Below are 14,467 nucleotides of genomic sequence, written 5' to 3' on the forward strand. Positions count from 1 at the left end.
TCGTTTCTGAGCCGAATGGTCATTCAATTCCAAACCAGCTCCAAGCATGAAGCATGGCTGCGTTGTGATTCAGCCGCTTTAATTCTTGATTTGTGTCGGGGCGGGAATCGTCAGGAAGGAAGGCGACAAATGCCGAAACTTCTTTCCTTTTGTGACGCGCCATCATTTGGCCACCTTTAGGTTAGCATGAGCCGAAACAGCCATTCATGCAAATTGTTGATGACTGCTTCCACAGGCTTCAACAGTGCATCCCAGGTTGATGGCACCCCTCCGGCACCTGTGGGAGCCAGACTGCTGCCGATAGGTCAGGTCCCCGCAAACAGGTTCTGCGGGCGCTTTCCCCAGAAGACTATAGTCGCCGCCAACGGAACCGCCTCACAAAACGCCGATCAACCCCGCCTCCACATAACTGCCAATCAACTCATCAAACAACCCAATATCCCCCCGACTGCGGGCGATCAACTGCGCACCAGCTACCGCCGCGTAAATCGCCCGAGCACGCGTTTTACAGCGTTCTTCATCCGCCGAACCAGCGCTGACCAACACCTCGGTCAGCCACTCGATATTCGCCTCGGCAAACCGTTTGACCTGCGCTTTGACCTCGTCCGGAAGGTCTTGATATTCGGCGGCCATGAAGCTGGCCAGGCACAGCCGGTTGCCACTTTCCAGCGAGGTGCGAAAGATCGACGGATACAGCGTCAGGCAGCGTTGCGCATCGGGATTGGCCTGGCGAATGCCTTCGAGCACTCGCGCCGCGTCCTGCCAATAGCGCTCGGCGACGGCTGCGCCCAGATCGGCCTTGCTCGGGAAGTGGTAGTAAATACTGGCGTTCTTGATGCCCACCACTTCGCCGATGCTGCGGAAATTGATGCCGCTGTAGCCATGCAGCTGCGCGGCGGTTTTTGCCGCCTCCAGAATCGCTTCACGCGCGTTCACACTCACTTTCATGTCCTCAATGCGTTCGATCATGGCGTGGAGTGTACGCGCAGAAGGATTACCTGCCAATTGGAAGGTAGGGTTGACACCCGTCAAAACTGGTCGCAATCTCTCACCTACCAAATGACAGGCAGGTAACCCGAAATGACTGATTCCAATGCTGTGATGGACCCTGCTTCGCTGCCGATGATGAAAATTTACGACTGGTACAACGGCCCCTACCCGGCCCGTGTGCGCATTGCGCTGGCAGAAAAATCGCTGCTGTCGCGCATCGAGTTCGTGTCGGTCAACCTGTGGACCGGCGAGCACAAGCAAGCTGAATTCCTGCGCCTCAACTACTCCGGCACGCTGCCGTTGCTGGAGTTGCAGGACGGCACTCTGATCGCCGAGTGTACGGCGATCACTCAGTACCTCGACAGCCTCGATGACAACCCGACGCTCACCGGCCGCACGCCGGTGGAAAAAGGCCTGATCCACATGATGACCAAACGCGCCGAGATCGAATTTCTCGACGCGGTCAGCGTGTACTTCCACCACGGCACACCGGGCCTTGGCCCAGAGGTCGAGCTCTATCAGAACGCCGAATGGGGCCTGCGCATGCGCGACAAGGCTGTGCGCGGCATGCGCTACTTCGACAACATTCTGCGCGATCAGCCTTATGTCGCCGGCGAGGATTTTTCCATGGCCGACATTGCCGTGTTGGGCGGGATGATATTCGCGGCGCTGGTCGATCTGCCGGTGCCCGATGAATGTGTCGCGTTGAAAGCCTGGCATGCGCGGGTGCAGGCGCGGCCAAGCGTGCAGCAATTGCGGGCGATGGTTGAGCACGGAGATGCGCAACGCCGATAAACCCACAGTTGCCGCCCCGCTTCTGGGGCGGCAATGATCAATCCTCCCGACACAATCTGCGAGCGAATAACCTACGCTCTAGCGCAATCCTCTTGAATGCTTGCCTGATCCTCTGGACTTGCACCGCCGTGGATACCCAACGCTCGTGCGAGGCCATACAGTCCGATAACAACCGCAACCGCGCCCACACGCACGCGAAGCGGACTTCACAGCGCGCCAACCTCAGTGACAAACACGCTCACTGGCGCTGCGGCCCATGCTTATAAAAATGCACGTCAACCGATGATCAGGCGGGTGAACCCATGGAACTACGAATCAACCAGAAGACCGTTCAGGTCGATGCCGACGCCGATACGCCTCTCCTCTGGGTGTTGCGCGATGACCTCGGCATGACCGGCACCAAATATGGCTGCGGCCTGGCCCAATGCGGTGCCTGCTCGGTGCTGCTCGACGGCAATGTGGTGCGCTCGTGCGTCACGCCGGTGGCCGGTGTGGTTGGCCGCGATATCACCACCATTGAAGCCATCGAATCCGACGAGGTGGGCAAGCGTGTGGTCGCGACCTGGGTCGAGCTGCAAGTGGCGCAATGCGGTTATTGCCAGTCCGGGCAGGTCATGGCCGCGACCGCGCTGCTCAAGCACAACCCCACGCCGAGCGATGCGCAGATTGAGGCGGCGATGGTCAATCTGTGCCGCTGCGGCACTTACAACGCCATTCATGCCGCCGTGCATGAGCTGGCTGGCAAGAGGGACGCCTGATGAAAGTTTCCAGCGAAACCACCGCTCATTCCTCATTGCCTGACCTGACGACGCCGATCAACCTTTCCCGCCGCCGCTTTCTCACCGGTACCGCCGTCGGTGCGCTGGTGCTGGGCTTCGGTCTGCCACTCGGCGCGCCCCGCGCAATGGCCGCCGCCGCAGCTGCGACGACCAGCGAACGCGGTACGCAAGTGCCGGCGTTTCTGGAGATTCGCCCGGACAACCGCGTGCGCCTGATGTGCCCGTTCATGGAAGGTGGCCAAGGCACTTTCACGGCGATGGCGCAGATTGTCGGCGAAGAACTCGACGCTGATCCGGCGACGTTCCTGGTCGAAGCCGCACCGCCCGGTGAGGCGTATGTGGTGATGGACAACGGCATGCGCATCACCGGCGGCAGCATGTCGGTGCGCATGAGCTATCCGGTGATGCGCCGCCTCGGCGCCCTCGCCCGCGCCATGCTTCTGCAAGCGGGCGCCGAACGGCTCGGCGTACCGGTGAGCGAACTCAGCACCGAACCGGGCAAAGTGCTGCACGCCGCATCCGGCCGCTCGCTGACCTACGGTGAGTTGGCCGAACGCGCAATGGATTTGCCGGTGCCCGACCCGGCCAGCGTCAAGCTGCGCGATCCGAGCCAGTTCCGCTGGATCGGCAAACCGGTCAAGCGCATCGACGCTTACGACAAGTCCACTGGCAAGGCGCTCTACTGCATCGATCTGACGGTCGACGACATGCTCCACGCCGCTGTTCAGCATGCGCCGCGTCTGGGCATGACCGTGGGCAATCTGCGCAACGAAGAGCAGGTCAAGGCGATGAAAGGCGTGCATTCGGTGCACCGTCTGCCCGGCGCTGTGGCGGTGCTCGCCGAGCGTTGGTGGCACGCCAAACGCGCGGTCGAGGCGATTCAGGTCGACTGGCAAGAACCAGGCGCCGACAGCCCAGTCCGCGTGATGCCGGCGGATTTTTCCAGCGATGCGTATTTCAAGCGTCTGGCGGCGGAAAAAGGCCCGGCCCGTGACGATGAAAACGAGGGTGACGTGGCCGCGAGTCTGGCCAACGCGAAAACCCGCGTCGATGCGACGTATCACAACCAGTACCTCAATCACGCGCAACTCGAACCGCCGTCGGCGCTGGCCCGCTTCAATGCCGATGGCTCGCTGGAAGTCTGGCTGCCGAATCAGGCACCGGACCTGTATCGCGCCGACATCGCCAAACGCACCGGTCTCGAGCTTGGGCAAATCACCCTGCACTCGCCGCTGCTCGGCGGGTTTTTCGGTCGGCATTTTCTCTACGACTCGGCCAGTCCGTACCCGCAGGCCATCGAGCTGGCGAAGGCTGTCGGGCGTCCGGTCAAACTGATCTGGAGCCGCGAAGAGGAATTCCTGCGTGATGTGCTGCGCCCGGTGGCGGCGGTCAATTTCCGCGCAGCGCTGGACAACGATGGCTGGCCGTTGGCAATCGAAGCGATCAGCGCCACCGAAGGCCCCACCGAAGCCATCGCCGGCAAGCAAGGCGAAAAGCTCGACCCGACGGCGCTGGAAGGCTTGTCGGGCAAGTCCTATGCGGTCGCCAACAAGCGCATCGCGCAGATCTACGTCAAAGGCCCGGCCATGCTCGGTTACTGGCGTTCGGTGGGCAATTCGCTGAACGACTTTTTCTATGAATCGTTCCTCGACGAACTGGCCGACAAGGGCGGCAAGGACCCGTTCGACTTGCGCCTGCACTTGCTGCGGGACAATGCTCGGCTGACCACCCTGCTGCAAGCGGTGGCCGAGTTGTCGGGCGGCTGGAAGCGTGGACCGTTTACTGCCGAGGATGGCAGCCAGCGTGCGCGCGGTGTGGCGATGGCGTCGCCGTTCGGCACCGAGACGGCCGTGATTGCCGAAGTGTCAATCGAAAACGGCCAGGTCAAGGTGCACGACATCTGGCAAGCGATTGATCCTGGCAGCATCGTCAATCCGGCGATTGTCGAGGCGCAGGTCAACGGCGCCGTGGCGTTGGGGCTGTCACAGACGCTGGTCGAAGAAGCCGTGTGGCTCGATGGCAAACCGCGCGCGCGCAATTACGACCTGTATCCGATCCTGGCGCCTTCGCGCATGGCCAGGGTGCATGTGCGGGTGGTCGAGAGCGGGGAAAAAATGGGCGGCATCGGTGAACCGCCACTGCCGGCCGTCGCGCCCGCCGTGGCCAACGCGGTGGCCGCACTGACCGGGCAGCGAGTTCGCAGCCTGCCCATGAGCCGCCACACTTTCGCCTGATCAGCGCCGGAGCGTTTATGAACAACAGCCGATTCGCAAGAACCGCTGGCTGGCTGGCCGTGCCGTGTCTGATCGCGGCAGGTCTGCTGGCCTGGTATGTCACCCGCGAGCCTGTCTCGCCCCTGGAAAAGCCACCGTTCAGCGTGGCCGACATCGACCCCGGGCTGGTCACCCGCGGCGAATACGTCGCCCGCCTCAGCGACTGCGTCGCCTGCCACAGCGTGCCGGGCGGCGCGCCGTTCGCTGGCGGCCTGGAAATGGCCACACCGCTGGGCGTGATCCATGCGACCAATATCACCCCGGACGCCGACACCGGGATTGGCCGCTACAGCCTCGCCGATTTCGACCGTGCCGTACGCCATGGCGTAGCGCCGGGCGGTCGGCGTTTGTACCCGGCGATGCCGTATCCCTCGTATGCCAAGCTCAGTGACGACGACGTGCGCGCGCTGTATGGGTTTTTCATGAAAGGCGTGGCGCCGGTCAAGCAGGCCAACCAGCAGAGTTCGATCCCCTGGCCGCTGAACCTGCGCTGGCCGATTGCGATGTGGAACGGCGTGTTCGTCGACGCCGAACCTTACGCCAGCAAACCTTCGCAGGATGCACAGTGGAACCGCGGCGCCTATCTGGTCCAGGGCGCCGGGCATTGCGGCAGTTGCCACACGCCACGCGGACTGGCCTTCAACGAGAAAGCGCTCGATGAATCGGGCCAACCGTACCTCGCCGGCGCACTGCTCGACGGCTGGTACGCGCCAAGTCTGCGTGACGATCACAACACCGGACTGGGCCGCTGGAACGAGGCGGAAATCGTCCAGTTCCTCAAGACCGGGAGCAACCGGCATGCGGTGGTCTACGGCTCAATGACCGAAGCGTTCAACAACTCCACGCAGTTCATGAGCGACGAGGATCTGAGCGCCATCGCCCATTACCTGAAATCGCTGCCTGGCGACCCGCAACGTGATGGCCCGCCCTGGCAATATCAGCAAGCGTCTGCCGCGCCAAGCCTGGACAGCCCCGGCGCGCATACGTACGTCACGCGCTGCGCGTCTTGCCACGGTGTCGACGGCAAGGGCCAGGCCGAATGGATGCCGCCGCTGGCCGGCGCCACTTCCGCGCTGGCGAAGGAACAGGCATCGGCGATCAACATCACCCTCAACGGCTCGCAACGGGTCGTCGCGGCGGGCGTACCGGACGCCTATCGCATGCCAGCCTTCCGCGAACAGCTCTCGGATCAGCAGATCGCCGAGGTGCTGACATTCATGCGCAGTAACTGGGGCAATCAGGCCAGCGCGGTCGATGCCGCGTCGGTCGGCAAACTGCGCGAACACACTGATCCGGCGAGCAGCAGTCCGATCATTTTGCAGATGCGTTAGGAGCGCTGAGACCGCAATTGCCGGTCCCGCGTGGGACCGGCATTTTACTTTCAATGAGACGTCACAGGCTTTGTAACCGGCGACTTGTCTCAACCGATCAATGCGGACTGGCCACCGGCCGCACAACAATCTCACTGACATCGACATCGTCAGGCTGATCAATGGCGTAAACCAGCGCTCGCGCTATCGCATCGGCACCCAGCGCCACGCTACGGAACGCTCTCATTTCCTCACGCGCCACCTCATCGGAAATCGAATCGGCCAGCTCGGACTCGACCACGCCCGGGCATACGACGGTCACGCGGATCTTGTCCGTTTCCTGGCGCAGGCCGTCGGAGATCGCCCTGACTGCGAATTTGGTTGCGCAATACACGGCGGCGGTCGGTGATACCGCGAGGCCGCCAATCGAAGAAATATTGATGACCTGTCCGAAGCCTTGCGCTTCCATTCCCGGCAACACCGCGGCAATACCGTGCAGCACGCCACGCACATTGACGTCGAGCATCTGGTTCCATTCATCGACCTTCAGCGCAGCCAGTGGTGACAGCGGCATGACCCCGGCGTTGTTGATGATCACGTCGACCTTGCCGTGCTGCGCCTTGGCGAATTCAACAAAGGCCTGCATCGAACTCATATCGGTCACGTCGAGTGCGCGGGCGCTGGCCGAGCCGCCTTCGCTGCGGATCTCGCCGACCAGTTTTTCCAGGCGTTCGGTGCGGCGGGCACCGAGTACCACGTGGGCGCCTTTGGCTGCGATCAGTCGTGCGGCGGCTTCGCCGATACCGCTGCTGGCGCCGGTGATCAGTACGACTTTGTTGTGGATGTTCGACATATCCGTTTCTCCTGCTCAGTGCATGGAAAGTCAGCCGGGCCGCGTTGTGCGGGGTGTTGGCTGGGTACGTCGAAAAGGTTAAGCGCGCAGGCGCGGTGGACGCGTGCCGAAAGCTGCGTGAGGTTTGCCTATTCGTGTCTGCGTGTGCGGTGATGGTTTATCGGCGCGCTTCAAGCACCGCGAAATTCGCTGGGCGTGACGCCCACTTCACGGCGGAACACCTGCGAGAAATGACTGGCGCTGGAATAGCCGACCTCCAGACCGATGTCGATCACACTGCGCCGCGATTCGAGCAGCAATTGCCGCGCGCGGGCCATGCGCAAACGGATGAAATACTGCGAAGGCGCCAGACCGGTGGCACGTTTGAACAGGCGGCTGAAGTGGTATTCGCTGAGCTCGGCGAGCGCGGCTAATTTTGCAAGGCTGAATTCGTCGTCCAGATGCGCCGTCATCGCGTCGGTGACTTTGCGCAGTTTGTAAGCCTGCAACGCATTGACCCGGCGCCCCGCCTGGGTCTCGGCCTGATAGGTGCGCAGCAGGTGCACCGCCAGCGCCTGGGCCAGCGACTGAACGAACAGTGCGCTGGGCGTGCGTTGCTCGATCAGTTCGCTGCGCAACTGTTGCATGACAAACGTGATGTGCGAATCGCGCGCGCCCGAAACATCGCGCAAACGCAGCGGCGCGTTGGCCTGCCCGGACAGCTCGCGCGAGGCACGTTCGATCAGCGGCAAACCCAGATAAAGGTGCATGACTTCAAAGGTTTCGCCGCCGTGGGTCTGCCAGCGCATTTCATAGGGTTCATCCGACTGGGTGAGAAAAAAGTCGCCCGCGCGGACCTCGGTCGCCTCCCATTCACCACCCAGCGCCCGTTCCTCCACCCTCGCCGCGCCTGCCAGAACCAACACCAGCAACGGCTCTACCACCGCCGGCACCGTGATCGGCTCATTGATACTGCGATGGCTGAATAGCTGAATCACGACATCGTCGATTTGCGGCCGCGAAATCAGCGCGAGCGGTTCACCCGGCAGGTAATCAGCCATGGACTCGCCTGTTATGCGTATCTGAGTGGTATTCGCCATGAACGGGGCCCTCTGTTCTCGTGGGTGCAAAACCCGACAATAACCCAGCCATGGCTCATATTGGGCGCAAAACTGCGACAGCCTCGGCAAGCCCGCGAAAGTCGACGCCCGCGCATTGCGAGACAGTTGAACCGTCGCCGACACCAGCGCCAAACGTTGCTGGCTAGGCAATCCTGACTGGATCACAACGTGGAGAACATCATGAGCGAGATCAACAACAGCACGCCAAACGAAGTGATGGGCAAAGTGGCCCTGGTGACCGGCGCGGCCAGCGGCATCGGCAAGGCGATCGCCTTGTTGCTGCACGCCCGTGGCGCCAAAGTCATCGCCGAAGACCTCAACCCCGACGTGCAGGAACTGGCCCGCCCCGGCCTGGTACCGCTGGTGGCCGACATCACCGAAGACGGCGCCGCCGAACGTGCGGTAGCGCTGGCGGTCGAGCAGTTTGGTCGGCTGGATATTCTGGTCAACAACGCCGGGATCATCATCAACAAACTGGTGGTCGACATGACCCGCGACGACTGGGAGCGCATTCAAGCGGTCAACGCCACCGCCGCTTTCCTGCACAGTCGCGAAGCGGTCAAAGCGATGATCCCGAACAAGTCCGGTGCGATCGTCAACATCGCGTCCTATGCGTCGTATTTCGCCTTCCCGACCATCGCCGCCTATACCGCCTCGAAAGGCGCGCTGGCACAACTGACACGCACCCTGGCCCTGGAAGTGATCGAACATGGCATTCGTGTCAATGCCGTCGGCGTCGGTGATGTGGTGACCAACATTCTCAACGACGTGGTCGACGATGGTCCCGGGTTCCTCGCGCAACACGGTGAAAGCGCGCCCATCGGCCGCGCCGCGCAGCCCGAGGAAATCGCCGAAGTGGTCGCATTCATCGCCTCGGACCGCGCCAGTTTCATGGTCGGCGCGGTGGTCATGGCCGATGGCGGCATAACCGTCACCGCTGGCTGACATGGCAACGGGCGCAGGCGAAAATGTCCGGCACGCGCAGCAGGATCAGGCAGATCTGCGGCAGTATCGGCGTAACACTGCGCCCTCCCCGCTGTGTAATCTGAAGATCAGCGACGGGTACCGCCATGGCCCCCGAATTTTTAATGAGAGTTTGCTATGCACCAGAGCGATGCTTCCCTCTTGCAAAACACCGCCCTCTATCGCACTGAACTGATCCGCGCACTGACCCAGCGCTTTGCCGAGCCGGGCATCTACGAGACCGCCATCGCGCCGCTGCATGTGATTCGCATGGACCAGCCCACCGAGCTGATCCACACCGTGCACAAACCGGCGCTGTGCCTGATTTTGCAGGGGCGAAAGGAAGTCGGCCTCGGTGAGGACTGCTACCGGTACGACCCGCTGAATTATCTGGTGGTCTCAGTCACGTTGCCGGTGTCCGGTCGAGTCTTGCAGGCGAGCCCTGAGGCGCCTTATCTGTGTATCCGTCTCGATTTCGAAGCCACCGATCTTGCGCAGGTGATCGCCGATGCGCCGCCGACCGGTGTTCCGGACGAGCCTGAGCGCGGGATGTTTCTGGAAACCATCGACGTGCCGCTGCTGGAAACCATGCTGCGTCTGGTGCGTCTGCTGGAAACCCCGCGCGACATCGGCATGCTCGCGCCGCTGGCCCTGCGCGAGATGTACTACCGCCTGTTGCGCGGCGTCCACGGGCGTCGCCTGTATGAACTGGCCATGGGTGATTCGCAAGCGCGCCGCGTGTCGCGGGCGATCGACTGGCTGAACAGCCATTACACCCAGCCACTGCGCATCGAGGAACTGGCGCGCATCGCCAACCTCGGCAACTCAACCTTGCATCACCGCTTCAAGGCGATGACCGCGATGAGCCCGCTGCAATACCAGAAGCAATTGCGCCTGCAGGAAGCCCGCCGGCTGATGCTCGGCGAGGGGCTGGATGTGGCAAGTGCCTGTTATCGCGTCGGCTATGAAAGCCCCTCGCAATTCAGCCGTGAGTACAGCCGCCAGTTCGGCTCGCCGCCCTCGAAAGATATCAGCAGTGCGCGGAGCCTGGCGTGAGCGACGAACAGCACGCCTTACTCGCCCAGAGCGAGCTTGGCTGCGCGAGATTTACGCGCAAGCATTATGCGGAATACAACAAAACCGGCGACGGCAAACGCAGCATTCAGCGCGACCATCGCGAAGGCGGTGTCGTCCTGCAGACGACTGAGCAGCAATCCCGCAACGGTCGCACCGGCCATTTGCGCAAAGCCGATAAAACCAGCCGCCAGCCCGGCGCGGGTCGGATTGGGAATCACCGCGCCGGCGACCGAACCGGGCAGCACCATGCCCGCTCCCAGCGTCAGCAAGACCTGTGGCAGCATCAGACCGGTTACCGATGGGCCAGCCAACTGGTGAATGATGAACGACAGACTGGCACCCACCGCAACCAGACCGGTGCCCACGGCAACGATCCTTTCCGGACCGGACTTGATGATGGTGCGGTTGGTGTAGACCGCACCGGCAATCAACCCGGAAACAATGCTGCCAAACAGCAGGCCGTATTGGGTAGGGCTCAAGCCGAGCTGGCCCACGAATACCCGCGATGAGCCGGCGATGAAGCTGAACATCGCGCCGTAAGTGCAGGCGATGGCAACCGAAAAACTGCGCACAGACGAGCCCTTGAGCAGCGTCGCGTAGTTGCCCAGCAATGTCTTCAGGCGCCCGGCCTGCGGGTCACGTTGTAGATGGGTTTCCTTGAAAAACAGCGAAGCGATCAGCGCCAGTGCGCCGAACACTACGGTTGCCATCACCACGGCGCGCCAGCCGCCGGCGTGGGTGGCGATCAACCCGCCGATTACCGGTGAGAGCATGATGGTGCTGAGCATGCCGATTACCGTGATCGCCATGATCGGTCCGGCGCGCTCTTTCCACACATCCCGCACAATGCTGCGCGCCACCACCAGCGCTGCGCAGGCGCCCAAACCCTGAAGCGCACGGCCGACGATGAACTCGTCCATGCTCTGCGCATACGCCATCCACAGCGAAGCCAGCACATACGTCGCAACCCCGGCGAGCAGCAACGGACGACGGCCGAGGCGATCCGAAAGCGGGCCGAAAAACAACTGACCCAAACCAAATGCGGCGACAAACATCGACAACGCCGCCAGTGACGCACCCGGTGCAGCGCCCAGGCCTGACTCGAGTTCACGCAGGCTGGGAATCAGCAACTGCGTGGAAATTTCCCCCAGGCCGCAAAGCCCGATCAGGAGTGCGAGCAATACGCTGGAGCGAGTGGATGTGTGCATGGCTTTATCCCAAATGATGGGGAGACAGATGCCCCGATCCATTTGGGGTCCCGGTTGACTCAAACGCCCTCGCGCGCAGTCCGGAACAGCAACCAAGGACTGCACCGAGGGCGCGGCATTATGGTCATAATAATTTTCACCTGTAAATATGACGATCGTAATTTCAATAGCCGCGAAGCGTAGACATGCACTCAGCTCACAGGCACAGCAAACACCGCACTGGCGCGCGCCACCGTGCGCTCACCGACATGCAGGCTGACAGCGGCGAATGCCAGTTGCCGACCTTTTTTCGAATGCTCGAGGCGCACCTCCAGCCATTCATCGATCTGCACGGCACCGAGATAATCCAGGGTCATGCTCGCCGTGATCAACGGCTGCGGAGGGTCGCTGGAAAATGCCATGGCGTAGCCCATACCGACATCGGCCAGCGTCGCCAACACACCGCCGTGCAAAGTGCCGCGGCCGTTGGCGTGTCTGGCGTCGGTCAACAATCCGAGTTCCAGTTGCAGACCACTGCCGCGTGCGTAGATCGGCCCCAGCAAATCGAGTAACGGGCTGCTGCGACGGAAGAGGGTGAAGCCTTCGGGGATTACAGTGGCGTTCATGCTTGCTCCGAGTGCCGCGATTCACCGGCGATGTAGACCTGCCTACACTGCTCCAACTCGGTTCTATGTGTGATTGCCTGATCGGGCCACAACAATCTGTATGTGGAATGTGCAGGCATAAACTGCGAGCCTGGAATGAGAGGCACTGACAGATAAAGAGCGACGGCTATAATCGCCACACATCAGACCCGCCGTTCGAACTCAACCCTATGCCAAACCAGAACACTCGCCCTACCCCCGCACCGTTCCTCAAACCCGGCGAAACCGTGGTTCTGTTCGACGGCGTCTGCAAACTCTGCAATGGCTGGGCGCGTTTCCTGATTCGTCACGATCAGCAGCGCCGCGTGCGCCTCGCCGCCGTGCAATCCCCAGAAGGCCAGGCGCTGCTGGCATGGGCCGGGTTGCCGGTGGACCAGTTCGACACCATGGCGGTGATTCGTGATCGGCATTATTGGGAACGTTCCGATGCGTTCCTTGAAGTGATTCGCCAATTGCCAGCCCGCTGGCAGCCGCTGCGCCTGCTGCGCGTCTTGCCTCGACGCCTGCGAGACTGGGCGTATGACCGCATCGCGCTGAACCGCTATCGGCTGTTCGGCCAGTACGACACATGCCTGCTGCCCAATGCGGACCATGAGTTGCGTTTTCTGAAGACGTCCCCGCTGCCATTCACCGACAAATAGCAGTCACAGATATCGAAACTCTTCCTTCAAAAGATCGGCAAACCTGTCTTTTGCACGATGCAAGTCAACGTTCTTGTTCGATATAAAATAATTAGTGACTGGCAGCAAATCATCAAAAGTAAAAGCGCTTATGCTGCCGATCCTTTTGAACTGCTCAAAAATACCTCTAGGGACTAACGACACACCGGCACCAGAACTGACGCAACCGAGGATGGTGCCATAGCTGGCTATACTGGTTACGGCACTTTCTACGCCATGCTTTTTCAGCCAACCAAGCAGCGCACCTCGATAAGGGCAACCTTCAGGCCACATGAATATATCGACCGCAGCCAGATCCTGCGGTTTGTTTATCCGCCCGGCAGCCGGAGAGGCGATCAGCACCAACTCTTCCTCGTATATTTCAATAACATGCAGATCCGGGTGATCGGGCCTTACCGCAACAATTGCGCCATCCAGTTCATGCTTGACTACATCGTTTGATAACTGCGACCAGTCTGCTGTGCGAAATTGCATTTGCACGGCTGGATAAAGTTGATGAAATTTCGATAACAGCCTCGGCAATCTACCCGTGGCGGAAGACTCTATAGCGCCGATTTTCAATATCCCTGAAGGCGCAGCTGATGGGTCCAGGACTCGTTGTGATTCCGCGCACAACGACAGGATCTTGTTAACGTAACCGAGAAACAAACTCCCGGATGGGCTGATGATCAATCCCCTGCCTTTCCTGATGAACAAAGAAACGCCTAGCTCCCGCTCCAGTGCCTCGACCCGATTGGTGATGTTGGAAGGGACACAGTGCAACAATTCAGCAGCGCGCACGATGCTTCCTTGATCAGCCACCGTCTTGAACATCGTCAGCTGAGACAACTCCATGTCATAACTCATCAAAAGTGAATGATGCACACACTATAAGTCACTTGTCGCAAGCCCTCAAACACGTTATTCATTACCCCAATTACATAGAGAAATACACATCGGCTGATTGCAGACAACAAAGAATCGCCTTCAAGGAGTGTCGCCATTGGAATTAAAAACAGTTCTTCCTTATGTCCATTGAGCAAGTTCTGATCGCGCTGGGCTTTTTTGCTTTTTGCGGGGGCTTGATTGATGCTGCGGTGGGTGGCGGTGGGCTCGTTCAGTTGCCAGCACTGTTGCATGCGCTTCCCCAGCAAAGCCTGGCCACGGTTTTCGGTACCAATAAACTGGCTGTCCTGGCAGGAAATCTATCTTCCATATTCAGCTATGTGAAAAGAATAAACATCCTGTGGCGATTGATGCTTCCGACCATGTGCTCGGCTTTTGTATTTGCCTTTCTTGGCGCCTTCTCCGTTTCAATCGTGCCGAAAAGACTCATGGAATTTGTTGTGTTTTTCATTCTCATAGCCATGGCCATCTATACATTCAGCGAAAAAAATTTAGGCCTGACGAATGCAGATATTAAATGTGGCCCGAGGGAAATTGCATTAGGCGTTTTCTTTGGTGGCCTTATTGGTTTTTATGATGGTGTGTTTGGTCCCGGTAGCGGCAGCCTGCTTCTTTTCGTCTTCGTTAAAGTGTTTGGATTCGACTTTCTCAACGCCTCGGCCTCGGCGAAACTGATCAACCTGGGGACATTCGGCGCAGCGCTGTTATTTTTTATTCCGTCCGGCAATGTGTTGTGGACCGTCGGCGCCGTCGTCGCTCTGTGCAACATGCTGGGTTCTGTGACCGGCGTGTTCCTGGCCCTACGCTATGGAAGCGGATTCATCCGAATATTTTTCTTGATTCTGCTGGTTTTTTTAATCGGCAGGATGGGCTTGTCGTTATTTTTCTAGGGATCGACCGTAGCTGTTTG

At 60.3% G+C, this 14,467-nt stretch carries 15 protein-coding genes; 8 read left to right on the forward strand and 7 right to left on the reverse strand.

Annotated elements, in window-relative coordinates:
• Positions 1-19: 19 nt before the first annotated feature.
• Both BLU52_RS26690 and BLU52_RS13415 read right to left on the reverse strand, forming a co-directional pair.
• Entirely contained in the window at positions 20-166 is a 147-nt protein-coding gene (locus BLU52_RS26690; protein ID WP_157720700.1) for a hypothetical protein, read from the reverse strand.
• 209 nt (positions 167-375) lie between these two features.
• Complete coding sequence (locus BLU52_RS13415; RefSeq protein ID WP_090288549.1) at positions 376-942, reverse strand: TetR/AcrR family transcriptional regulator; 567 nt, start codon at positions 940-942, stop codon at positions 376-378.
• 183 nt (positions 943-1,125) lie between these two features.
• Between BLU52_RS13415 and BLU52_RS13420 the strand changes: the two genes are divergently transcribed.
• From BLU52_RS13420 to BLU52_RS13435, 4 genes are all read left to right on the forward strand, one after another.
• On the forward strand, positions 1,126-1,785 hold the full coding sequence (locus tag BLU52_RS13420) for a glutathione S-transferase (RefSeq protein ID WP_090288551.1): 660 nt from the start codon (positions 1,126-1,128) through the stop codon (positions 1,783-1,785).
• Between the two features lie 302 nt (positions 1,786-2,087).
• Positions 2,088-2,543, forward strand: coding sequence for a (2Fe-2S)-binding protein (locus BLU52_RS13425; protein ID WP_090283902.1), 456 nt, complete (start codon positions 2,088-2,090; stop codon positions 2,541-2,543).
• Positions 2,543-4,798 carry a xanthine dehydrogenase family protein molybdopterin-binding subunit gene (locus tag BLU52_RS13430; protein WP_090283903.1) on the forward strand — a complete coding sequence of 752 codons (2,256 nt, stop codon included), beginning with the start codon at positions 2,543-2,545 and terminating at the stop codon, positions 4,796-4,798. Before BLU52_RS13425 ends, BLU52_RS13430 begins: the two co-directional genes overlap by 1 nt.
• Before the next feature lie 17 nt (positions 4,799-4,815).
• Positions 4,816-6,168 carry a c-type cytochrome gene (locus BLU52_RS13435; protein ID WP_090283905.1) on the forward strand — a complete coding sequence of 451 codons (1,353 nt, stop codon included), beginning with the start codon at positions 4,816-4,818 and terminating at the stop codon, positions 6,166-6,168.
• A gap of 97 nt (positions 6,169-6,265) precedes the next feature.
• On the opposite strand, the gene BLU52_RS13440 is transcribed toward BLU52_RS13435, so the two are convergent.
• Positions 6,266-7,000: an SDR family oxidoreductase gene (locus BLU52_RS13440; RefSeq protein WP_090283906.1), complete on the reverse strand. Its 735-nt coding sequence runs from the start codon at positions 6,998-7,000 to the stop codon at positions 6,266-6,268.
• A gap of 170 nt (positions 7,001-7,170) precedes the next feature.
• Entirely contained in the window at positions 7,171-8,040 is an 870-nt protein-coding gene (locus BLU52_RS13445; RefSeq protein WP_197677937.1) for a helix-turn-helix domain-containing protein, read from the reverse strand.
• 240 nt (positions 8,041-8,280) lie between these two features.
• Between BLU52_RS13445 and BLU52_RS13450 the strand changes: the two genes are divergently transcribed.
• Positions 8,281-9,045 (forward strand): SDR family NAD(P)-dependent oxidoreductase, encoded by a 765-nt coding sequence (locus BLU52_RS13450; RefSeq protein WP_090283909.1) that lies wholly within the window; start codon positions 8,281-8,283, stop codon positions 9,043-9,045.
• 156 nt (positions 9,046-9,201) lie between these two features.
• Positions 9,202-10,119, forward strand: a complete 918-nt coding sequence (locus tag BLU52_RS13455) for an AraC family transcriptional regulator (protein ID WP_090283911.1) — start codon at positions 9,202-9,204, stop codon at positions 10,117-10,119.
• 17 nt (positions 10,120-10,136) lie between these two features.
• On the opposite strand, the gene BLU52_RS13460 is transcribed toward BLU52_RS13455, so the two are convergent.
• Both BLU52_RS13460 and BLU52_RS13465 read right to left on the reverse strand, forming a co-directional pair.
• Positions 10,137-11,348 (reverse strand): multidrug effflux MFS transporter, encoded by a 1,212-nt coding sequence (locus BLU52_RS13460; protein WP_090283913.1) that lies wholly within the window; start codon positions 11,346-11,348, stop codon positions 10,137-10,139.
• A gap of 191 nt (positions 11,349-11,539) precedes the next feature.
• Complete coding sequence (locus tag BLU52_RS13465) at positions 11,540-11,953, reverse strand: PaaI family thioesterase (RefSeq protein WP_090283915.1); 414 nt, start codon at positions 11,951-11,953, stop codon at positions 11,540-11,542.
• Positions 11,954-12,162: 209 nt separating this feature from the next.
• Here BLU52_RS13465 and BLU52_RS13470 point away from each other — a divergent pair, with 209 nt between their 5' ends.
• Complete coding sequence (locus BLU52_RS13470; RefSeq protein WP_090283917.1) at positions 12,163-12,633, forward strand: thiol-disulfide oxidoreductase DCC family protein; 471 nt, start codon at positions 12,163-12,165, stop codon at positions 12,631-12,633.
• Between the two features lie 3 nt (positions 12,634-12,636).
• On the opposite strand, the gene BLU52_RS13475 is transcribed toward BLU52_RS13470, so the two are convergent.
• On the reverse strand, positions 12,637-13,506 hold the full coding sequence (locus BLU52_RS13475) for a LysR family transcriptional regulator (RefSeq protein WP_090283919.1): 870 nt from the start codon (positions 13,504-13,506) through the stop codon (positions 12,637-12,639).
• Positions 13,507-13,679: 173 nt separating this feature from the next.
• Between BLU52_RS13475 and BLU52_RS13480 the strand changes: the two genes are divergently transcribed.
• Positions 13,680-14,447: a sulfite exporter TauE/SafE family protein gene (locus BLU52_RS13480; RefSeq protein ID WP_090283920.1), complete on the forward strand. Its 768-nt coding sequence runs from the start codon at positions 13,680-13,682 to the stop codon at positions 14,445-14,447.
• The last annotated feature ends 20 nt before the right edge of the window (positions 14,448-14,467 follow it).

Source organism: Pseudomonas granadensis (genome assembly GCF_900105485.1).
Taxonomy (GTDB): domain Bacteria; phylum Pseudomonadota; class Gammaproteobacteria; order Pseudomonadales; family Pseudomonadaceae; genus Aquipseudomonas; species Aquipseudomonas granadensis.